This window comes from Pseudomonas sp. KSR10 (genome assembly GCF_022355455.1).
Lineage (GTDB): Bacteria > Pseudomonadota > Gammaproteobacteria > Pseudomonadales > Pseudomonadaceae > Stutzerimonas > Stutzerimonas stutzeri_E.
On record NZ_JAKOEN010000016.1, the window covers coordinates 145,148 to 164,622 of the forward strand.

Below are 19,475 nucleotides of genomic sequence, written 5' to 3' on the forward strand. Positions count from 1 at the left end.
CCGGGCTCGGGTGTGCGGAGCGTACCCAAATGAGTCGGCTGCTGGCCCTTGTTCTCGTCTTCCTGCGCCGCAGTCTCTGGCTGGGTGCGATCGGCCTGATGCTGCTGGCGCTCTATGTGAGCCTCGGTCGGCAACTGGTGCCGCTGGTCGCCGAGTATCGCCTCGAAGTCCAGAATAAGGCGCGCGAACTGTTGAACGTGCCGATCGAACTCGGCAACTTGGAAGGCCGCTGGGAGGGTTTCTCGCCGAGGTTGCTGGCCCACGATGTGATCCTCGGCGAAGGCGACATGGCGATGCGGCTGGACCAACTTGCGCTGGTACCGGATATCGCTGCCAGTCTTCTGTCTCGTCAGCTGAAATTGAGGACGGTGGAGTTCGTCGGTGCCCATCTGAGCCTGGTCCAGGGTGCCGATGGTAGATGGCGCGTAGGCGGTCTGCCCGAGCGCGACGATCAGGGGCCGATTGACCTGCCGAAGCTCTTGGGTGAGTTGCAGCGGATTCAATATCTGCGATTGCTGGATAGCCAGATCACGCTCGAGGCGCACACCGAAGCGCCAGTCACCCTGACCTATGCCAATCTCGAACTGCACACTGCCGGCAAGCATTTGCGCCTCGACGGGCGCGTGTTGCTGCCTGACGGACAACCGCTGAGCACGCATGCTCAGGTGCGGGTGCAGGCCGATGACTGGCGTGCCAGTGAGGCCGAGCTCTACCTCAGCCTGCCGCAGAGCGACTGGGCGGCCTGGTTGCCGGCGAGCCTGACTGGTAGCTGGGCCTTGGATCAGCTCCAGGTCGGCGGCGAGGTGTGGCTTGACTGGCGCGAGCATGAGTTGGCCCGCGCGGTGGCTCGACTGAACGTACCGATACTGCGTGTGGGTCGATCGCAGCGGGAGCCGGTTCGGATCGAAGATCTGGCGGTGAATGCTTATCTCGACCGAGGGGTCGAAGGCTACCGGCTGCAGCTCGATGGCCTGGCGTTCACGTTCGCAGGAAACCGTTGGCGGGACACGGCAGTGCTGGTCCAACAGAACATCGCTGAGGATCGCTGGCGTCTGCAGTCCGATCACACCGCCGTCGGACCGATAGCGGCACTGGTTCATGCCGTGGTGCCACTACCTGAACTGGCAAACGAATACCTGCTCGGGTTGGCTCCGAGTGGAACGCTGCGCAATCTTCAGCTCGACTACCGGCCGACGGCACCCCGCGACGAACGTCTGGCATTCACTGCCAACCTCGATGCGGTCAGCATGGCCGCGCACGATTGGGTGCCCGCCGTGCACAACGTCAGCGGTGCGGTACAGGGCAATCTCGCCGGCGGCGAGCTGCGCTTCGATAACCGGGATTTCAGTCTGCATCTGGCTCAGTTGTTCCCGCGGCCCTGGGACTATTATCGTGCTCGCGGTCGCTTGCGTTGGGCGCTCGACGATCAGGCCGTCACGCTTGCCTCACCCTATTTGCAGGTCGAGGGCGAGGAGGGGCAGATCGCCGGCGACTTTCTGATCCGTCTGATGCGCGATCCGGCGGCTGAGGACTATATGGATCTGCGCGTCGGTATTCGTGACGGCGATGCCCGCTTTACGGAGAAGTATCTGCCGACGCGCTCTCCGGCGCTGAGTCCGGCGTTAAGCGAGTGGCTGAACACGGCGATTCGCAGCGGCACTGTCGAACAGGGCTATTTCGAGTACCAGGGCTCGATAAACAAGAACGCCGACGATGCCGCACGCAGCTTGAGTCTGTATTTCAAGGTGAAGGATGCCGAGCTCGCATTCCAGCCCGGCTGGCCAATACTGCGCGAAGGTAGGGGTGAGGTGTTGATCGAGGACAGCGGCGTGCGGATCCGTCTTGCCGATGGGCGGATGCTCGACAGCCGGTTACATGACGCCACAGCTGAAATACCTCACGTTGCGGGCGATCAGACACTGCGCCTAGGCATCGAGGGACGTGTGGACGGCCGTCTGCGCGATGCACTGACGCTGATGCAGGTGGCGCCGATCGGCACGGGCGAGCTGTTCGCAGGTTGGCACGGCGAGGGGCCATTGAGCGGCACGCTCCAGCTGAACATCCCGCTGGCCAAGGGCGAGCAACCTCAGGTGATTGCCGACTTTTCCAGTACCGATGCCGCGCTGTTCATCAGGCAGGCGGACCTCCAGCTCGACGCATTGAGTGGCGAGTTTCGTTATGACAGCGAACGGGGCTTCAGCGCTAAGGCGTTTCGCGGCCGGACGCTGGGCAGTCCGATACAGGGCAAGGCCACCGCCACCGGGGCGCCGGGCGACCCGTCCACACGGATCGAAGCGTCGGGCACGGTAGCTCTGCAGCGACTTCTGGCGTGGCGCAAGATCGAACAGCCGCTGCCCCTCTCTGGAGAGCTGCCGTTCAGGCTGAGCCTGAACCTGAGTGGCGCCGACAACCAGCTACAAGTCGATTCGTCCCTGCTGGGTACCGCTCTGGCGCTACCGGTGCCGTTCGGCAAGCCGGCCGAACAGCGGCGCGACACCACGTTGCGTATGACCTTTGGTGGCGATCGACAGCGCTACACGCTGCGACATGGGACGCTGGCAGCACTGGCATTCGTCGTGCCAAACGGTGACTGGACCGAAGGTGGCGGCGAGCTGGTCTTGGGCGGTGGAGCGGCGAATCTGCGCACCGATCAGGGCCTCTATGTGCGAGGCGAGCTGTCGCAGCTCGAGCTGGGTGCATGGCAGGCGTTGTTGGAAACTTATGGCCAATCTTCGGCGGATCAGACCGGCGCCTCGATGCTGCGACAGGCCAACCTCGACATTGGTGCCTTTGATGGCTTTGGTACACATATCGACAACCTCGCCGTCGAGTTGCGGCGCCACTCCTCCGGATGGCTGCTTGGGCTGGACAGCGAGACGGTGGCCGGAACCGTCCGCTTGTCAGATACCGACGGCGAGCCCATCGCACTGGAGCTGTCGCGCGTGCGACTTCCTGCTGCCGAGCCGAGCAACCCCCAGGTGCCGCCTGGCGATGCGCTGGCAGCCGTCGATCCGAAGCGCTTGCCCGCGATGGATATCAGCGTGGCCCAGGTGCTGCGGGGCGAAGAGTTGATGGGGTCTGGATCATTGAAGATGCGGCCGAGCTCGGATGGCGTGATGTTCTCGAATCTCGCCCTGGATCTGAAAGGTCTGAAATTGGGCGGCGCCGGCGGTTGGAATGCCACACGGACCTGGTACAAGGGCCGGCTAGAAGGCGAAAACGTGGCCGATGTATTGCTGGCCTGGGGGTTCGCGCCTTCGACCACCAGCAGGGATTTTCGTCTGGATGTGGACGGCAGCTGGCCCGGCTCGCCGGCATACTTCGCCCTGAACCGGTTGTCCGGCAGGCTCGACGCTCGGCTGCGCAAGGGCCAGCTGCGCGAGGTGGATGGTGGCGCGCAGGCGCTGCGGGTTTTCGGTCTGCTCAACTTCGACTCGATCGGCCGGCGTCTGCGGCTGGATTTCTCGGATCTGTTCAGCAAAGGTCTGAGCTACGATCGTATTCAGACCGAGCTGGTTGCGACCCATGGGGTTTACGTGACATCGCAGCCGCTCACGGTGGCCGGGCCGTCCAGCAATCTGGAGTTGAATGGCCAATTGGATCTGGTCAGGGATCAGATCGATGCCAAGTTGCTGGTGACGCTTCCTGTCAGCAACAACCTGCCATTGGCAGCGCTGATCGTCGGTGCTCCGGCCATCGGTGGTGCTCTGTTCGTCGTCGACAAGCTGCTGGGCGATAAGGTCGCCCGCTTCGCCACCGTTCAATACAACGTCGAGGGGCCATGGCAGGCGCCCAGGATCACCTTCGACAAACCCTTCGAGAAGCCCAACTGAGTGCCATTTGCAGCGAGCGGCTGAGCGCCGCAGGGGGTAGTCAAGCATGAGCCTCGCCGTCATTCAGATGGTCAGTCAGGCCGACATTCAGGCCAATCTCGCCAATGCCAGGCGGCTGTTGGAACAGGCCGCCGAGGGCGGTGCGCGGCTCGCGGTCCTGCCGGAAAACTTCGCCGCCATGGGGCGGACCGACCTGCCGGCGGTGGGCCGAGCCGAAGCCGAGGGCACCGGACCGATCCTGCCATGGTTGAAACAGACGGCCCGCGACCTCAGGTTATGGATAGTCGCCGGCACGCTGCCGTTGCCGCCGGATGATCAGCCGCAGGCGAAGGTCAGAGCCTGTTCGTTGCTGGTCGATGACCAAGGCGAGCGGATTGCGCGGTACGACAAACTGCATTTGTTCGACGCCCAGATCAGTGACGCGCGTGGCCGTTATCGGGAGTCGGACGACTACGCGGCGGGCGAGCGGATGGTGGTCGTCGATACGCCGGTGGGACGACTGGGCATGACGGTCTGCTATGACCTGCGTTTCGCCGAGCTGTATGCGGCCCTGCGGTTGGCCGGCGCCGAGTTGATCAGCGTCCCGTCGGCTTTTACCACCGTCACCGGCCAGGCGCATTGGGAGATGTTGATACGCACGCGGGCCATCGAGACGCAATGCTATATGCTGGCCGCAGCACAGGGGGGCGAACACCCTGGCGGACGGTTGACCCATGGTCATTCGTCTATCGTGGATTACTGGGGGCGTGTGTTGGGCGAGCAACCGACGGGCGAAGCGGCACTGGTAGCCGACCGAGATGCGGCCGATCAGGCTGCGACGCGTCAGCGCATGCCCGTGCTGGACCATCGCCGATTCACTGCGCCCCGCATTGTCTCGGGCACCTTGGAGTAGATATGAGTGAACTGTTGTTACCTGTCACCGAGCGCCTGCTGACACCGGGTGGGTTGGAACTCGATGACCTGCCGGGTTTGCTCGGCGAGTTGGCCGGCCCCGGCATCGATGCCGCGGATCTGTATTTCCAGGACCAGGTGACCGAGTCCTGGGTGCTGGAAGACGGCATCGTCAAGGAAGGCGGCTTCCACCTGGAGCAAGGTGTGGGCGTGCGCGCGCTGTCCGGTGAAAAGACCGGTTTCGCCTACAGCAACGCGATCACCGCTGATGCGCTGCGCCAGGCCGCCGAGGCCGCGCGCTCGATTGCCCGCGGCGGCCAGCAAGGCCGTGTGCAGGTGCTGTCGAAGGCCGACTTCGCGCCGCTGTATGGCCGAGACAACCCGCTGGACGGGCTCGGTCGAGCAGAGAAAGTCGAGCTGCTCAAGCGGATCGACGTCGCGACGCGGGCCCTGGATCCGCGTATCAAGCAGGTCACGGTCAGCCTGGCGGGCGTATGGGAGCACATTCTGGTGGCCGGCCTTGACGGCGGCATGGCAGCGGATATTCGCCCGCTGGTGCGCTTCAACGTCAGCGTCATCGTCGAGCAGAACGGCCGTCGTGAGCGTGGCGGCCAGGGTGGCGGCGGGCGTACCGGATACGATTACTTCCTCAGCGAAGACCGGGCTATGGGCTATGCGCGCGAGGCGCTGCGACAGGCGCTGGTCAACCTTGAGGCCGTGGCGGCACCGGCCGGCACGCTGCCGGTGGTGCTCGGGCCAGGCTGGTCCGGGGTATTGCTGCATGAGGCGGTAGGTCATGGCCTGGAAGGTGACTTCAATCGCAAGGGCAGTTCGGCCTACAGCGGTCGGATCGGTCAGCAGGTGGCGTCCAAACTGTGCACCATCGTTGACGACGGCACGCTGGCCAACCGCCGCGGGTCGCTCAGCGTAGACGACGAGGGCACGCCTACTCAGTGCACCACGCTGATCGAGAACGGCATACTCAAGGGTTACATTCAGGACAAGCTCAACGCGCGCTTGATGGGCGTCGCACCTACCGGCAACGGCCGACGCGAGTCCTATGCTCACCTGCCGATGCCGCGGATGACCAACACCTACATGCTGGCCGGCGAGAGCGATCCGGAGGAAATCATTCGCTCGGTGAAAAAGGGCATCTACTGCGCGAGCCTCGGCGGCGGGCAGGTGGACATCACCAGCGGCAAGTTCGTGTTCTCGACCAGCGAGGCTTACTTGATCGAGGATGGCAAGATTACCGCGCCGGTGAAGGGCGCCACCTTGATCGGCAATGGACCGGAGGTAATGAACAAGGTCTCGATGGTCGGTACCGACCTGGCGCTGGATAGCGGCGTTGGCACTTGTGGCAAAGACGGCCAGTCGGTACCGGTCGGTGTGGGTCAGCCGACCCTGAAGATCGATGGCATCACGGTTGGTGGCACAGGGGCTTGACGCAGCGTCGGGTCATAACGATGTGCCAGTACCTAGCGCAAGCCGCGCAGGGTCTCGTCCAGCCCGCGGATGTACTTGAAGATCTTGCGGCTGGCTGCAGGCGGCTTGTTTCGTGCCGCTTCGTGCTGAGCGTGGCGGATCAGGCCACGTAGATGCTGGCGGTCGGTCTCGGGATACTCGGTAATGAAGGCTTCGAGGGTTTCGTCGTTACCGGCAATGAGGCGGTCACGCCAGCGTTCCAGCGCATGGAAGCGTTCGTTGTATTGCCGAGTGGAGGCGTCGAGCTGGTCAACCAGGGCCAGGATGGCGTCGACATCCTGATCACGCATCAGTTTGCCGATGTACTGCAGGTGGCGTTTGCGTGCGATGTGCGCGGTGTGCTTCGGCGCATCGCCCAGGGCCTTGCGCAGGGCATCGGTGAGCGGTAGGCGGTCCAGGACGTCGGGCTTGAGGGTCGTGAGGCGTTCACCCAGCTCCTGCAGGGCATGCAGTTCACGCTTGACCTGGGTTTTGCTTTTTTCCTCGAAACCGTCGAGATCGGAAATATCAGACATGGGGCTGGTCCAGTAGGGAATGCCGCCATGATAACAGCAGCCTTGCCGTGGAGCTCAGCCGAGCGCGGTTGGTTGCGATTGGATCGAATCAGTTGTTGGAGTGTTTATGAGCGAGATTGATGGGATCGGCCCGCATGCGTTGCCCGGATTGCGTGAAAAGGTCGCGCGGATCATAGAGGAGGCCAGCCGGCAGGGTGCCAGCGCCTGCGAGGTGTCCGTCTCGATGGAGCAGGGCCTGTCGACCACGGTTCGTCAGCGAGAAGTGGAGACGGTCGAGTTCAATCGGGATCAGGGTTTCGGCATCACGCTGTACGTTGGTCAGCGCAAAGGCTCGGCAAGTACCACCGGTAGCGGCGATGAAGCGATTCGCGAAACCGTGGCAGCCGCGCTGGCGATCGCCAAGCATGCCTCGGAAGACGAGTTCGCCGGGCTTGCCGATCCGACGCTGATGGCCAAGGACGTGCCTGATCTCGATCTCTATCATCCGTGGGACATTTCCCCGGACCAGGCCGTCGAACTGGCGCTTAGCTGCGAGGCAGCTGCGTTCGACACCGACAAACGCATTCTAAATGCTGACGGCACCAGCCTTAGCACCCATCTGGGCTGCCGCGGCTATGGCAACAGCAACGGTTTTATCGGTACCTACTGCAGCACTCGTCACAGCCTCAGCAGTGTGATGATCGCCGAAGCCGATGGGCAGATGCAGCGTGACTACCACTACGACGTCAGTCGTGTCGCGGGTGACCTGGCGTCCGCCGAGTCGATTGGCCGGCGTGCCGCCGAACGCGCCGTCCGCCGTTTGGGCGCTCGTCCCGTACCGACCTGTGACGTCCCGGTGCTGTTCTCCTCGGAACTGGCGACGGGGCTGTTCGGGCACTTCCTCGCCGCGATTTCGGGTGGCAACCTCTATCGCAAGTCCTCCTATCTGGAAGATGCGTTGGGGCAGACGCTGTTTCCCGAGTGGTTGAGTCTCGACGAGCGCCCGCATTTGCTCCGTGGTCTGGCCAGTTCGTCCTATGACGGTGATGGTCTGGCGACCTATGCCAAGCCATTCGTCGAGAAGGGCAGGCTGCTTTCCTATGTGTTGGGAACCTACTCCGGACGCAAGTTGGGCATGCCCAGCACCGCCAACGCGGGCGGTGTACACAACCTTTTCGTTACCCATGGCGATGAAGATCAGACCGCACTGATCCGTCGTATGGGGCGTGGTTTGCTGGTCACCGAACTGATGGGGCAGGGCTTGAATCTGGTGACCGGCGACTACTCACGCGGCGCCGGAGGTTTTTGGGTGGAGAACGGCGAGATCCAGTTTCCGGTCCAGGAAGTCACCATCGCCGGCAACCTGCGCGATATGTTCCGTCAGATCGTCGCGGTGGGCTGTGACGTCGAGACGCGCAGTAGCATTCACACCGGCTCGGTGCTGATCGAGCGGATGAAAGTCGCGGGCAGCTAGCTAGAACGGCAACGCGTTTCTTGACGTGGCTTTATTCGCCTTCTTCGAAATAGTTTTCGATCAGCGCGATCAACGCCTCGAGTGCCTCCTGCTCCCGCTCACCTTCGGCGTGCAGGTGCAGGATGGTGCCTTTGCTGGCGGCGAGCATCATCACGGCCATGATGCTCTTGCCGTCGATGAGGCTGGCCGGACAGCGTCCGACTCGGATGTCACAGGGGAACTGGTTGGCAACACCGACGAACTTGGCCGCCGCGCGGGCGTGCAGCCCCAGCTTGTTGATGATGGTGATCTCGCACGAGGGCATGTGTATTCCTAAGCCAGATCGCGGTGGCGGACCTGGACGTTCTTCAGGGGTTCGCGTAGCGCCTGACCGAGCCGCTCAGCGAGATAGACCGAGCGGTGATGCCCACCGGTGCAACCGATGGCGACCGTGACATAGGCGCGGTTGCTGGCGGCGAAACGCGGAAGCCATTTACTCAGGTAGGCCAGAATGTCCTGGAACATCTCTTCGACGTCCGCTTGTGTCGCGAGGTAATCGACAACGGGCTGATCCAGTCCGGAAAATTCACGCAGGTCGGCTTTCCAGTAAGGATTGGGCAGGCAGCGCACGTCGAACACCAGGTCGGCGTCCACTGGCATGCCTCGTTTGAAACCAAAAGACTCGAAGAGAAACGCCGTGCCCGGCTCAGGTTTGTTCAGCAGGCGCAGTTTCAGCGTGTCACGTAGCTGATAGAGGTTGAGGTGCGTTGTGTCGATCTTCAGATCGGCGTGGTCGATGATGGGCGCCAGTAGCAGCTCTTCGTCAAGAATGGCTTCGGCCAGGGAGCGATTCTGATTGGTCAGTGGATGTCGCCGTCGCGTTTCCGAGAAGCGCTTGAGTAGCGTCTCGTCCGCCGCATCGAGATACAGCACGTCGCACTGGATATAGCGGGCGCGGACATCTTCGAGTAGTTCCGGAAAGCGCTTCAGCTGGCTCGGCAGATTACGCGCGTCGATAGATACCGCGACCTGCGGCTGCAGCAGCTCCGTATGCAGCAATGCACGTTCCGCCAACTCCGGCAGCAGGCCCGCGGGAAGGTTGTCGATGCAGTAGAAGCCGTTATCCTCGAGCACGTCGAGCGCCGTGCTTTTGCCCGACCCGGACCGACCACTGACGATGATCAGGCGCATCGCAGCAAGAGGTCCGGCAGAGCGGCGGCTCGAACGCCTTGCAGTACGTAGCGCAGGCGGGTTGGGTGTGGGCAGATAGAAGGCACGTCTCTTTCCTCACTCAGCGTAGGCAATGCCGTTGCGCTAGCGACCGCTCTGAATATCGACGATAGCCTGATACAGATGCTGTCCCGTTGGGGCCTGGCGTAAACGTTCACGAACGTCCTCGCGGTCCAGCATGCTGGCGATCTGACGAAGCAGTTCGAGGTGTTCGTCGGTCGCCGCTTCCGGCACCAACAGCACGAATAGCAGATCGACCGGCGCGCCGTCGATGGCATCGAAGTCCACTGGCGCATCGAGCCGCAGCACCGCGCTGAGCGGTGATGTACAGCCGGGCATGCGGCAATGGGGGATGGCAATTCCGTTGCCGAAGCCGGTGGAGCCAAGTTTTTCGCGGGCGATGAAGCTCTCGAAGATGGCTTGGGAGTCCAGGTCTGGAAGGTCTTGGCCGAGCACCTTGGCGATCTGTTCCAGGACGCGTTTCTTGCTGCCGCCCGGTACGTTCACCAAGGAACGACCGGGGGTCAGAATGTTTTCGATTCGGATCATGATGGGTCAGCGAGCTAGGACGCCCTGGTTATGGTCGAGCTGTTTTTCTTTGTGCTTGATAAGCTGCCGGTCGAGCTTGTCGGCAAGCAGGTCTATGGCGGCGTACATATCTGCGTGTTCGGCGTTGGCGACGACTTCGCGCCCGGCTACGTGCAGCGTGGCTTCGGCCTTTTGCTTGAGCTTTTCGACCTGGAGAATCACCTGGACGGCAATGATGCGGTCGAAGTGCCGTTCCAGTCTGTCGAATTTTTCCTCGACGTAGTCACGCAGGGCTTCTGTGATTTCCAGGTGAAGGCCAGTGATGTTGACTTGCATACTGCATCTCCTTTTTGCCACGTGCGAATTGGCGAGCTGAGCACCCGCCACCGGAAGAAATCGACCAGGTCGCCTGGCATTACATCAACCGCTTACGCTCGCTGGACGGCGCAATACCGAGTGATTCGCGGTACTTGGCGACGGTGCGGCGTGCAACTTGAATACCCTGTGCCTCCAGTAAACCAGCGATCTTGCTGTCGCTCAATGGCTTTTTCGGGTTTTCCGCGGCGACCAGCTTCTTGAGGATCGCGCGTATGGCGGTAGAAGAGCACTCGCCACCTTCGGCCGTACTGACGTGGCTGGAGAAGAAATATTTCAGCTCGTAGATGCCGCGAGGCGTGTGCATATATTTCTGGGTCGTGACCCGCGAGATCGTCGACTCATGCATGCCTACCGCCTCGGCGATGTCATGCAATACCAGCGGCTTCATGGCTTCATCGCCATGCTCGAAGAAGCCACGCTGATGCTCGACGATCTGCGTGGCGACCTTCATCAGCGTCTCGTTGCGACTGAGGAGGCTCTTGATGAACCAGCGCGCTTCCTGCAGCTGGTTGCGCATGAAAGTGTTGTCGGCGCTGGAGTCGGCACGCTTGACGAAGCCGGCATACTGCGGATTTACCCGCAGGCGCGGCATCGCCTCTTGGTTCAGTTCGACCAGCCAGCGGCCATTGTGCTTGCGCACGATCACGTCGGGCACGACATACTCGGGTTCGCCTGCTTCGATCTGCGAGCCGGGCCGTGGATTGAGTGTTTGAATGAGGTCGATGACCTGACGCAGTTCGTCTTCCTTGAGCTTCATTCGGCGCATCAGCAGGCTGTAGTCGCGTCCACCGAGGGTGTCCAGATGGTCACTCACCAGCCGCATCGCCTCGCCCAGCCAAGGGGTCCGCTCGGGGAGCTGGCGCAGTTGCAGCAGCAGGCATTCGCGCAAATCACGCGCACCGATCCCGGCAGGTTCGAATTGCTGGATGCGGCGTAGTACCACTTCGATTTCGTCGAGCTCGATTTCGAGTTCAGGATCGAAAGACTCAAGGACTTCCTCGAGGGTTTCGTCGAGATAGCCCTGGGGGTTGATGCAGTCGATCAGGGTGGCTGCAATGAGGCGATCGGTGTCGCTCATCGGGGCGAGATTGAGTTGCCAAAGCAGATGGCTTTGCAGGCTCTCTCCGGAGGAGGTGCGGGTGGTGAAATCCCATTCGTCGTCATCACTGCTGGGAAGGCTGCTGGCGCTGGTCTGATAGATATCTTCCCAGGCGGTGTCTACCGGAAGCTCTTCAGGGATGCGATCGCCCCAGTCGCCTTCCTCGAGGTTCTCCACCGTGTTGATGGGCTCTTCGTAATGGTTATCCGGCTCGCTCTGTTCGCTCGAAGTGCTTTCCGGCTTCTTTTCGATGGACTCGGCCATCGGATCGGAGTTGTCGAAGTCGTCTCCGTCCTCTTCACGCTCGAGCATGGGATTCGAGTCCAGTGCTTCCTGAATCTCCTGCTGGAGATCGAGCGTGGACAATTGGAGCAGTCGTATGGCTTGTTGCAGCTGCGGTGTCATCGTCAGCTGCTGGCCCATCTTCAGGACTAGCGATGGTTTCATGGCAGAGGACTTCGAACCTTGTTTGCCGGCGCAACCGCGCCTGTTCCGATTTCGCTGACGCCGCGGGCGCCAATGTAAGCAAATTATATGCCTGCTAACGAAGCCTTTGCCTAGCCCTAGATGTTCGCCTCGATGGAAAAATTGGCATCAGAGTCGGAATTCGTGTCCGAGGTAGACTTCCTTGACCAACTGATTGGCCAGGATCGTTTCCGCGTTGCCCTCGGCAATCAGTTGGCCGTCGTTGACAATGTAGGCGGTTTCGCAGATATCCAACGTCTCGCGCACGTTGTGGTCGGTGATGAGCACGCCGATGCCCTTCGCTTTGAGATGGTGGATGATCTGCTTGATGTCCCCGACCGAAATCGGATCGACGCCGGCGAAAGGTTCGTCCAGGAGGATGAATTTGGGTGCGGTAGCCAATGCTCGAGCGATCTCGACGCGGCGCCGCTCACCGCCGGACAGGCTCATACCCAGGCTGTCGCGGATGTGGTGGATGTGGAATTCCTGCAGCAACCCTTCCAGAGCCTGTTGGCGACCGCTGCGATCCAGATCCTTGCGGGTTTCCAGGATCGCCATGATGTTGTCGGTCACCGACAGCTTGCGAAAGATCGAGGCTTCCTGCGGCAGATAGCCGATGCCGGCCCGGGCACGGCCATGCATAGGCAGGTAGGTCACATCCTGGTCGTCGATCAGCACTCGTCCCTGGTCGGCCTTGACAAGGCCAACGATCATGTAGAAACAGGTGGTCTTGCCGGCGCCGTTCGGTCCGAGCAGGCCGACGATCTGCCCGCTTTCGATGGACAGGCTTACATCGCGCACGACCTGTCGGCTTTTGTAGCTTTTCGCCAGATGCTGGGCCTTGAGAATCGCCATTACTCGGTCTGCTCCGCGGCCTGTTGGTCCTTCTTGCGCGGCTGAATGACCATGTCCACGCGAGGGCGCGGCGTAGTGACGTCGGTATCGGTGGCGCGGCCGGCATTGACGATCTGCCGCTGTGTGTCATAGACGATTTTCTCGCCTTCGAAGGTATTGCCTTCCTGCACGACTTTCGCCTGGTCGATCAGCACGATGCGTTCGTTGGCGGCGAAATACTGGATGGTCAGGCCATACGCCTTGACGATTTCCTTGTCCGCTGCCGGCTTCTGCTCGTAGTACGCGGGCTTGCCGATGGAGGTGAAGACCTCGACATCACCGTTCTTGTTCTGAGTGATGGTTACCGTATTGCCAGTGATCTTCATGGTGCCTTGGGTGATGACCACGTCGCCGCGATACACGGCAACGCCCTGTCGATCGTCCAGTTCCGCTGTATCGGCCTGCACGCGGATCGGCTGATTGCGGTCCTCGGGGAGCGCATGGGCGTTCGCGCCGAGCAGGAAAATGCTCACACCGAGCAGGAAAGGAAGGGTCTTAACGCAGCTCATGCTGGCCTCTTACATTGGATAGCAGGAGCATCCTGCCTTCGTTCAGGTACGCTTTCATACCCGTCGCGGTCGTTACGCCGTTTGCGGCGACGATTCTAACGGGTTGGCGGGTCTCGGCGTAATCCTTCTCGGGAAACACCGTCATTCGACTGGAAGTGATAATCGTAGGGCGTCCCTTGGCGTCGTTCCGCTCGACCCTGACGTTGTCGATCAACTCGACTTCCTCGCCCTGTGGGCCGACTTCACCGCGCTCACTGGTCACATGCCATGGCAGATCGGAGCCCCTGTAGGAATGAAGGTCGGGGCGAGTCAGCAGGCTGACGTCACTGGCCTTGATGTGCTCCACCTTCTCGGCGGACAGCTCGTAATTGCGCTTGCCGTCTGGCTGATACTGAATGGTCCGAGAGTTGACGACATAGAAATCGATCGGCGTTTCGCCGCCCTGGCTCACGGGAGCTTCCTGCATGAAGCTCTCGGGGCGGATGTTCCAGTAGCCGACTGCGATCAGCAGCAGGGCGATCAGCAACAGGATGACAGGAAGACGGATTCTGCTCAGCATTGAAACCTCTAGAGGTAGGCGGCCTGGGCTGCATCGAGACTGCCCTGGGCGCGCATGATCAGTTCGCAGAACTCTCGTGCCGCGCCCTCGCCACCGCGGGCGGCGGTGACCCCGTGCGCGTGCTGGCGGACGAAGGCATCGGCACTGGCTACCGCCATGCCCAGGCCGACACGGCGGATTACCGGCAGATCGGGCAGATCGTCGCCCAGGTAGGCGACCTCAGCGTAGTCGAGTCCGAGCTCGGTGAGTAACTCATCGAGGACCACCAGTTTGTCTTCGCGGCCCTGATACAGGTGCTGGATACCGAGGTTCTGCGCTCGGCGCTCGACGACCGGTGTCTTGCGGCCGCTGATGATAGCGGTACGCACACCCGAATTGATCAGCATCTTGATCCCGTGACCATCAAGGGTGTTGAACGTCTTGAATTCGCTACCGTCGACTAAAAAGTACAACTTGCCGTCCGTGAGCACGCCATCGACGTCGAAAATGGCCAGGCGAATATCGCGGGCGCGTCGCAGTAGATCGTTCACTTACATCACTCCCGCACGCAGCAGATCGTGCATGTTCAGCGCGCCGATCGGTCGGTCGCTCTCATCGACCACTACCAGCGCGTTGATCTTGTTGTCTTCCATGATCTTCAGTGCTTCGGCGGCCAGCATGTCGGCATGGGCGGTCTTGCCGTGAATCGTCATGACCTGGTCGATACTGGCCTGACGCACATCGATACCTTTGTCCAGTGTGCGGCGCAGATCGCCGTCGGTGAAGATTCCGGCCAGGCGGCCGTCTGCTTCCAGCACCGCTGTCATGCCCAGTCCTTTCTGGGTCATTTCCAGCAGTGCATCGCGCAGCGTTGTGCCGCGGTTGACCAGCGGCAGGCGATCACCGGAATGCATGACATGTTCGACTTTCAATAGCAGACGCCTGCCCAGTGCACCGCCCGGATGCGAAAAGGCGAAATCCTCCGCGGTGAAGCCGCGGGCTTCGAGTAGGGCAATCGCCAGCGCGTCTCCAAGTACCAGACTGACCGTGGTCGACGAAGTGGGCGCAAGGTTCAGTGGGCATGCCTCGATGGCAACGCTCGCGTCGAGGTTGACTGATGCCGCCTTGGCCAGCACCGACTCGGGGTTGCCGGTCATGCTGATCAGGGTGATGCCGAGGCGCTTGATCAATGGCAGCAGCGTCACGATTTCGCTGGTGGTGCCCGAGTTGGAAAGCGCCAGCACGACATCATCACGGGTGATCATGCCCATGTCGCCATGACTGGCTTCGGCCGGATGAACGAAGAATGCGGCGGTGCCGGTGCTGGCGAGCGTGGCGGCAATCTTGTTGCCGATATGTCCCGACTTGCCCATGCCGACCACGACGACGCGGCCTTTACACTGGAGAATGAGCTCGCATGCCTTGACGAACTGCGCATCAACCCGTGTCGTGAGTTGCTCGACGGCCTCTAGTTCCATGCGGATGGTGCGCTGTGCCGTCTCGATCAGCTGGCTGCTCTGACTCATGTTCACGTCGTCGCCTGAAAATGGAAACGCGGGATTATAACGGTAAAACCCAGCGCCGCTCACCGAAAAGCTTTCGAGCCGATCGTGGTCGTTGGAGCTGAACCGAAGCTGAACGAATGTGCGCTCGTTCATGCGCCGATACAGGCCTTTGCTTGGGACGTCCCGAGGGCGGTGCTATAGTTCGCGCCGCCAAAACGGCTCTGCGAAGTATCTCCCCAAGATCGGAGGGCGTCTGATTCGCAGGCTGTATCCAAGGAGATCCGATGAGCGCCGCCAACGCTAACGCCGTCGAGCTGAAGGGTGTGACCTTCATGCGCGGGGAGCGGAGCATATTCAACAACGTCGATATCGCCATACCGCGAGGCAAGGTGACGGCCATCATGGGCCCGTCCGGCTGTGGCAAGACCACGCTGTTGCGGCTGATCGCCGCCCAGCTCAGGCCCGCGCGCGGAGAGGTGTGGGTGGCCGGCACCAACCTGCCGACCCTGTCGCGCCGGGAATTGTTCGACATGCGCAAGCAGATGGGCGTGCTGTTCCAGAGCGGCGCCCTGTTCACGGACCTCGACGTGTTCGAGAACGTGGCCTTCCCGCTGCGCGTGCATACCAAGCTGCCGGAAGAGATGATCCGCGACATCGTACTGATGAAGCTTCAGGCAGTGGGGCTGCGCGGCGCGGTCGAGTTGATGCCCGACGAACTGTCCGGAGGCATGAAGCGTCGTGTGGCGCTGGCGCGCGCGATCGCACTGGACCCCCAGATCCTGATGTATGACGAACCTTTTGCCGGTCAGGACCCGATTGCCATGGGAGTTCTGGTGCAGTTGATTAGAATGCTGAACGACGCCCTGGGCATTACCAGTATCGTGGTTTCCCATGATCTGGCTGAAACCGCGAGCATCGCCGATTACATCTATGTGGTGGGTGACGGTCAGGTGCTGGGGCAGGGAACGCCCGCCGAGCTGCGCGAATCGACCAGCCCGCGAATTCAACAGTTCATGAAAGGGGCTGCGGACGGGCCGGTGCCTTTCCATTTTCCGGCACCGGCCTATGCCGAGGATCTGCTGCGAGGCTCCGATGCGTAAGCGTTCATTGATCGAGCGAATCCGGATGTTTGGTGAGGGCGGGCTGAACGTGGTCGCGGCGCAGGGGCGGGCGACTTTGTTCCTGTTCCATGCGTTGTTCGGGCCCAGTGGGTTGAGCAATCGCTTCTCGTTGCTGGTTCGGCAGCTTTACTCGGTCGGCGTACTCTCGCTGGCCATCGTGGTGGTGTCCGGTATCTTCATCGGCATGGTGTTGGCGCTGCAGGGCTACAGCATTCTCAGCAGCTACGGCTCCGAGCAGGCGGTGGGGCAGATGGTGGCGCTGACGTTGCTGCGTGAACTGGGACCGGTGGTCACCGCCTTGCTGTTTGCCGGGCGCGCCGGGTCTGCGCTGGCTGCGGAAATCGGCAACATGAAGTCCACCGAGCAGTTGTCCAGCCTTGAAATGATCGGCGTCGATCCGCTGAAATACATCATCGCGCCGCGGTTATGGGCCGGCTTCATCTCTCTGCCGTTGCTGACTGTGATTTTCAACGTGGTCGGCATCTGGGGCGGGGCGATGGTGGCCGTGGACTGGCTCGGCGTTTATGAAGGCTCGTTCTGGGCCAACATGCAAAACAGCGTCACCTTTACCTCTGACGTGCTCAACGGCGTTATCAAGAGCATGGTGTTCGCCGTGGTGGTCACCTGGATCGCGGTGTTTCAGGGCTATGACTGCGAACCGACCTCCGAGGGCATCAGCCGCGCCACCACTCGAACCGTGGTTTACGCCTCGCTGGCAGTACTCGGCCTCGACTTTATTCTGACCGCCTTGATGTTTGGAGATTTTTGATGCGTATCCGCACCCTGGAAATCGGTGTTGGCCTGTTCCTCCTGGCGGGCGTTCTGGCGCTCCTGTTGCTTTCACTGCGGGTCAGTGGGCTGAACGTCGACAGTACAGACACCTACAAGCTGTACGCTTATTTCGACAATATTGCCGGTCTCAGTGTCCGATCCAAGGTCACCATGGCTGGTGTGACCATTGGCAAGGTGACCGCGATTGATTTGGACCGTGAAAGCTATACCGGCCGTGTCACGCTGGATATCCAGAAGGACATCGACATTCTTCCGGTCGACTCTACGGCGTCGATTCTGACCGCCGGCTTGCTGGGCGAGAAATATATCGGTATCAGCGTCGGTGGCGAAGAGGAAACTTTGGCGGACGGCGATACGATTCGTGATACCCAGTCGTCCTTGGTTCTGGAAGAGCTGATCGGCAAGTTTTTGCTTAATTCGGTCAATAGAGAGTGAGGAGTATCCACATGATGAATGCCCTGCGTCGCGGCTTGCTAGTGTTATTGGCCACCCTGCCCATGTTGGCTCTGGCGGCCCCTAGCGCTCACGAAGTGATCCAGAAAACCACCGATGAGCTGCTCGCCGATCTCAAGGCCAACAAGGATCAATACCGTCAGGACCCGAATGCGTTCTACGAGTCGCTCAACGACATTCTCGGTCCGGTGGTCGATGCGGAAGGGATTTCCCGCAGCATCATGACGGTGAAGTACTCGCGTAACGCCAGTCCGGAGCAGATGACTCGTTTCCAGGAAAACTTCAAGCGCAGCCTGATGCAGTTCTATGGTAACGCCTTGCTGGAATACAACAATCAGCAGATCCGCGTGTTGCCGTCCAGTGGCAAGCAGGATGCCGAACGCACCAGCGTTGGTATGGAAGTGACCGGCCGCCAGGGCGAGATCTATCCGGTGTCCTACACCATGGTCAATCAGGGCGGTGAATGGCGTGTCCGCAACGTGATCATCAACGGGATCAATATCGGCAAGCTGTTCCGTGACCAATTCGCCGATGCGATGCAGAAGAACGGCGGAAATTTGGACAAGACCATCGATGGCTGGGCTGAAGTGGTTGCACGAGCCAAGGATACCGAGGCCGGCCAGCAGGCGGCGGGCGATGAGTGAGGCATTGGTCGAAGGTGGCGCCGATGGTGAGCTACGGCTTTCCGGCGTGCTCGACTACCAGACCGGGCCGGTCCTGCGGCGCGCCGGTCAGGGCTTGATCCGGGAGGGCAAAGGGCAGCGCTTGCTGATCGACTGCTCAGCGGTGAAAAAATCCAGTAGCGTCGGGCTTTCGCTGCTACTGGCGTTTATCCGCGACGCCGTTGCATCCGAGCGTGAAGTTGCAATCGTCGGCATGCCCGACGACATGCACCAAATCGCTAGGGTGTCCGGTTTGCTGGATGTGCTGCCGTTTGCAGGCGAAATCCGAGGGAACGAGTAATGCTGTTGCGCTGGGCAGAAGCGACACGTGGCAAGGTGCACGCCATCGCCGAGACGTTGGGCAACTTGCTGGTCGAAACATTTCATTACCTGTCCTTGTTTGCAATCGGCGCCGTCACGGCATGGGCCGCCGTGGTCGCGTTTCTGGGCATGGTCGAGAAGGGCAGCATCAGCGTCGACGACATCTTGTTGCTGTTCATTTATCTCGAGCTCGGCGCGATGGTTGGCATCTATTTCAAGACCAACCATATGCCGGTGCGCTTCCTCATTTATGTGGCGATCACAGCGTTGACTCGCTTGTTGATCTCGGACGTGTCGCATCACCATCGTCCGGACATGGGAGTTGTCTACATTTCCGGAGCTATTCTGCTCCTCGCCATCGCCATTCTGGTGGTGCGCTTTGCCTCGTCGAGGTTTCCCGCGGTAGCGGCGGGTAATCGTCATCAGCGCCCGTCAGAGAGTGAGGCGGAGACTCTAGAGTAGGTGCTTCGTCACCCCGTGCGGCTTCGGGGTTCGCAGCCTTCGGGCTTTTTTGTATGATGGCCGGCCGCGCGCGTCCGGCGCCGATCGAGGTTGAACATGCAGGCCGTAGAAGTTAAGAATTTTCTGGAACAGAAGCTTTCAGGTGCTCAGGTGGAAGTCGAAGGCGAAGGCTGCAACTTCCAGCTGAACGTGATCAGTGACGAGCTGGCTGGTCTGGGGCCGGTCAAGCGTCAGCAGCAAATTTACGCGCATCTGAACCCATGGATCGCCGATGGCAGCATTCACGCCGTCACGATGAAATTCTTCAGCCGTGCCGACTGGCTTGCACGCAGCTGATCGCCGGTCGCGACAGATATCTTTCA

The 19,475-nt window shown here is 61.0% G+C and carries 22 protein-coding genes; 11 read left to right on the top strand and 11 right to left on the bottom strand.

What is annotated here, in order from left to right:
* The first annotated feature begins 29 nt into the window (after positions 1-29).
* The 3 genes from MCB86_RS07660 to tldD are packed head-to-tail and all read left to right on the top strand — an operon-like array spanning position 30 to position 6,170.
* Entirely contained in the window at positions 30-3,833 is a 3,804-nt protein-coding gene (locus MCB86_RS07660) for a YhdP family protein (RefSeq protein WP_239610510.1), read from the top strand.
* 46 nt (positions 3,834-3,879) lie between these two features.
* Positions 3,880-4,725 (top strand): carbon-nitrogen hydrolase family protein, encoded by an 846-nt coding sequence (locus MCB86_RS07665; protein WP_045163518.1) that lies wholly within the window; start codon positions 3,880-3,882, stop codon positions 4,723-4,725.
* Between the two features lie 2 nt (positions 4,726-4,727).
* Positions 4,728-6,170: a metalloprotease TldD gene (gene tldD, locus MCB86_RS07670; RefSeq protein WP_045163517.1), complete on the top strand. Its 1,443-nt coding sequence runs from the start codon at positions 4,728-4,730 to the stop codon at positions 6,168-6,170.
* 32 nt (positions 6,171-6,202) lie between these two features.
* On the opposite strand, the gene yjgA is transcribed toward tldD, so the two are convergent.
* A complete protein-coding gene (gene yjgA / locus MCB86_RS07675) occupies positions 6,203-6,724 on the bottom strand; it encodes a ribosome biogenesis factor YjgA (RefSeq protein WP_045163516.1) in 522 nt (173 codons plus the stop codon).
* A gap of 106 nt (positions 6,725-6,830) precedes the next feature.
* On the opposite strand from yjgA, the gene pmbA reads away from it, so the two are divergent.
* A complete protein-coding gene (gene pmbA, locus MCB86_RS07680) occupies positions 6,831-8,177 on the top strand; it encodes a metalloprotease PmbA (protein ID WP_239610511.1) in 1,347 nt (448 codons plus the stop codon).
* 31 nt (positions 8,178-8,208) lie between these two features.
* On the opposite strand, the gene MCB86_RS07685 is transcribed toward pmbA, so the two are convergent.
* The 10 genes from MCB86_RS07685 to MCB86_RS07730 form a co-directional block, all read right to left on the bottom strand.
* The gene (locus MCB86_RS07685; RefSeq protein WP_045163514.1) at positions 8,209-8,481 is read right to left on the bottom strand and encodes an HPr family phosphocarrier protein; all 273 of its coding nucleotides are present in this window, start codon (positions 8,479-8,481) and stop codon (positions 8,209-8,211) included.
* Positions 8,482-8,489: 8 nt separating this feature from the next.
* Positions 8,490-9,347 (bottom strand): RNase adapter RapZ, encoded by an 858-nt coding sequence (rapZ, locus tag MCB86_RS07690; protein WP_045163513.1) that lies wholly within the window; start codon positions 9,345-9,347, stop codon positions 8,490-8,492.
* Positions 9,348-9,470: 123 nt separating this feature from the next.
* The gene (gene ptsN / locus MCB86_RS07695; protein ID WP_045163512.1) at positions 9,471-9,935 is read right to left on the bottom strand and encodes a PTS IIA-like nitrogen regulatory protein PtsN; all 465 of its coding nucleotides are present in this window, start codon (positions 9,933-9,935) and stop codon (positions 9,471-9,473) included.
* A 6-nt stretch (positions 9,936-9,941) separates the two neighbouring features.
* Complete coding sequence (raiA, locus tag MCB86_RS07700) at positions 9,942-10,250, bottom strand: ribosome-associated translation inhibitor RaiA (RefSeq protein ID WP_045163511.1); 309 nt, start codon at positions 10,248-10,250, stop codon at positions 9,942-9,944.
* A 79-nt stretch (positions 10,251-10,329) separates the two neighbouring features.
* Positions 10,330-11,838 (bottom strand): RNA polymerase factor sigma-54, encoded by a 1,509-nt coding sequence (locus tag MCB86_RS07705; RefSeq protein WP_045163510.1) that lies wholly within the window; start codon positions 11,836-11,838, stop codon positions 10,330-10,332.
* 147 nt (positions 11,839-11,985) lie between these two features.
* The gene (gene lptB / locus MCB86_RS07710) at positions 11,986-12,711 is read right to left on the bottom strand and encodes an LPS export ABC transporter ATP-binding protein (protein WP_045163509.1); all 726 of its coding nucleotides are present in this window, start codon (positions 12,709-12,711) and stop codon (positions 11,986-11,988) included.
* Positions 12,711-13,259 (bottom strand): lipopolysaccharide transport periplasmic protein LptA, encoded by a 549-nt coding sequence (gene lptA, locus MCB86_RS07715; RefSeq protein ID WP_045163508.1) that lies wholly within the window; start codon positions 13,257-13,259, stop codon positions 12,711-12,713. The genes lptB and lptA overlap by 1 nt, the downstream gene beginning before the upstream one ends.
* On the bottom strand, positions 13,246-13,818 hold the full coding sequence (gene lptC / locus MCB86_RS07720) for an LPS export ABC transporter periplasmic protein LptC (protein WP_045163507.1): 573 nt from the start codon (positions 13,816-13,818) through the stop codon (positions 13,246-13,248). Before lptC ends, lptA begins: the two co-directional genes overlap by 14 nt.
* Before the next feature lie 8 nt (positions 13,819-13,826).
* Positions 13,827-14,348 carry an HAD family hydrolase gene (locus MCB86_RS07725; protein WP_045163506.1) on the bottom strand — a complete coding sequence of 174 codons (522 nt, stop codon included), beginning with the start codon at positions 14,346-14,348 and terminating at the stop codon, positions 13,827-13,829.
* Complete coding sequence (locus MCB86_RS07730; RefSeq protein ID WP_275589454.1) at positions 14,349-15,323, bottom strand: KpsF/GutQ family sugar-phosphate isomerase; 975 nt, start codon at positions 15,321-15,323, stop codon at positions 14,349-14,351.
* Between the two features lie 263 nt (positions 15,324-15,586).
* Between MCB86_RS07730 and MCB86_RS07735 the strand changes: the two genes are divergently transcribed.
* The 7 genes from MCB86_RS07735 to MCB86_RS07765 all read left to right on the top strand — a co-directional run bounded on the left by MCB86_RS07735 (position 15,587) and on the right by MCB86_RS07765 (position 19,449).
* The gene (locus MCB86_RS07735; protein WP_045163505.1) at positions 15,587-16,402 is read left to right on the top strand and encodes an ATP-binding cassette domain-containing protein; all 816 of its coding nucleotides are present in this window, start codon (positions 15,587-15,589) and stop codon (positions 16,400-16,402) included.
* A complete protein-coding gene (mlaE, locus tag MCB86_RS07740) occupies positions 16,395-17,192 on the top strand; it encodes a lipid asymmetry maintenance ABC transporter permease subunit MlaE (RefSeq protein WP_045163504.1) in 798 nt (265 codons plus the stop codon). The genes MCB86_RS07735 and mlaE overlap by 8 nt, the downstream gene beginning before the upstream one ends.
* On the top strand, positions 17,192-17,650 hold the full coding sequence (mlaD, locus tag MCB86_RS07745; RefSeq protein WP_239610513.1) for an outer membrane lipid asymmetry maintenance protein MlaD: 459 nt from the start codon (positions 17,192-17,194) through the stop codon (positions 17,648-17,650). Before mlaE ends, mlaD begins: the two co-directional genes overlap by 1 nt.
* A gap of 11 nt (positions 17,651-17,661) precedes the next feature.
* Positions 17,662-18,312: an ABC transporter substrate-binding protein gene (locus MCB86_RS07750; protein WP_045163502.1), complete on the top strand. Its 651-nt coding sequence runs from the start codon at positions 17,662-17,664 to the stop codon at positions 18,310-18,312.
* Positions 18,305-18,631, top strand: a complete 327-nt coding sequence (locus MCB86_RS07755; RefSeq protein ID WP_239610514.1) for an STAS domain-containing protein — start codon at positions 18,305-18,307, stop codon at positions 18,629-18,631. Before MCB86_RS07750 ends, MCB86_RS07755 begins: the two co-directional genes overlap by 8 nt.
* Complete coding sequence (locus tag MCB86_RS07760) at positions 18,631-19,113, top strand: phosphate-starvation-inducible PsiE family protein (RefSeq protein WP_239610515.1); 483 nt, start codon at positions 18,631-18,633, stop codon at positions 19,111-19,113. Before MCB86_RS07755 ends, MCB86_RS07760 begins: the two co-directional genes overlap by 1 nt.
* A gap of 96 nt (positions 19,114-19,209) precedes the next feature.
* On the top strand, positions 19,210-19,449 hold the full coding sequence (locus MCB86_RS07765; protein ID WP_045163499.1) for a BolA family protein: 240 nt from the start codon (positions 19,210-19,212) through the stop codon (positions 19,447-19,449).
* The last annotated feature ends 26 nt before the right edge of the window (positions 19,450-19,475 follow it).

What these genes read in the sequence shown, in the direction of transcription:
- MCB86_RS07665 (WP_045163518.1), top strand. Translation starts at nt 3,880, where the DNA reads ATGAGCCTCGCCGTCATTCAGATGGTCAGTCAGGCCGACATTCAGGCC.
- lptC (WP_045163507.1), bottom strand. Translation starts at nt 13,818, where the DNA reads ATGCTGAGCAGAATCCGTCTTCCTGTCATCCTGTTGCTGATCGCCCTG.
- raiA (WP_045163511.1), bottom strand. Translation starts at nt 10,250, where the DNA reads ATGCAAGTCAACATCACTGGCCTTCACCTGGAAATCACAGAAGCCCTG.
- MCB86_RS07755 (WP_239610514.1), top strand. Translation starts at nt 18,305, where the DNA reads ATGAGTGAGGCATTGGTCGAAGGTGGCGCCGATGGTGAGCTACGGCTT.
- MCB86_RS07765 (WP_045163499.1), top strand. Translation starts at nt 19,210, where the DNA reads ATGCAGGCCGTAGAAGTTAAGAATTTTCTGGAACAGAAGCTTTCAGGT.
- pmbA (WP_239610511.1), top strand. Translation starts at nt 6,831, where the DNA reads ATGAGCGAGATTGATGGGATCGGCCCGCATGCGTTGCCCGGATTGCGT.
- ptsN (WP_045163512.1), bottom strand. Translation starts at nt 9,935, where the DNA reads ATGATCCGAATCGAAAACATTCTGACCCCCGGTCGTTCCTTGGTGAAC.
- lptB (WP_045163509.1), bottom strand. Translation starts at nt 12,711, where the DNA reads ATGGCGATTCTCAAGGCCCAGCATCTGGCGAAAAGCTACAAAAGCCGA.
- MCB86_RS07705 (WP_045163510.1), bottom strand. Translation starts at nt 11,838, where the DNA reads ATGAAACCATCGCTAGTCCTGAAGATGGGCCAGCAGCTGACGATGACA.
- rapZ (WP_045163513.1), bottom strand. Translation starts at nt 9,347, where the DNA reads ATGCGCCTGATCATCGTCAGTGGTCGGTCCGGGTCGGGCAAAAGCACG.
- tldD (WP_045163517.1), top strand. Translation starts at nt 4,728, where the DNA reads ATGAGTGAACTGTTGTTACCTGTCACCGAGCGCCTGCTGACACCGGGT.
- MCB86_RS07750 (WP_045163502.1), top strand. Translation starts at nt 17,662, where the DNA reads ATGATGAATGCCCTGCGTCGCGGCTTGCTAGTGTTATTGGCCACCCTG.
- MCB86_RS07760 (WP_239610515.1), top strand. Translation starts at nt 18,631, where the DNA reads ATGCTGTTGCGCTGGGCAGAAGCGACACGTGGCAAGGTGCACGCCATC.
- lptA (WP_045163508.1), bottom strand. Translation starts at nt 13,259, where the DNA reads ATGAGCTGCGTTAAGACCCTTCCTTTCCTGCTCGGTGTGAGCATTTTC.
- MCB86_RS07660 (WP_239610510.1), top strand. Translation starts at nt 30, where the DNA reads ATGAGTCGGCTGCTGGCCCTTGTTCTCGTCTTCCTGCGCCGCAGTCTC.
- MCB86_RS07735 (WP_045163505.1), top strand. Translation starts at nt 15,587, where the DNA reads ATGAGCGCCGCCAACGCTAACGCCGTCGAGCTGAAGGGTGTGACCTTC.
- mlaE (WP_045163504.1), top strand. Translation starts at nt 16,395, where the DNA reads ATGCGTAAGCGTTCATTGATCGAGCGAATCCGGATGTTTGGTGAGGGC.
- MCB86_RS07730 (WP_275589454.1), bottom strand. Translation starts at nt 15,323, where the DNA reads ATGAGTCAGAGCAGCCAGCTGATCGAGACGGCACAGCGCACCATCCGC.
- mlaD (WP_239610513.1), top strand. Translation starts at nt 17,192, where the DNA reads ATGCGTATCCGCACCCTGGAAATCGGTGTTGGCCTGTTCCTCCTGGCG.
- MCB86_RS07685 (WP_045163514.1), bottom strand. Translation starts at nt 8,481, where the DNA reads ATGCCCTCGTGCGAGATCACCATCATCAACAAGCTGGGGCTGCACGCC.
- yjgA (WP_045163516.1), bottom strand. Translation starts at nt 6,724, where the DNA reads ATGTCTGATATTTCCGATCTCGACGGTTTCGAGGAAAAAAGCAAAACC.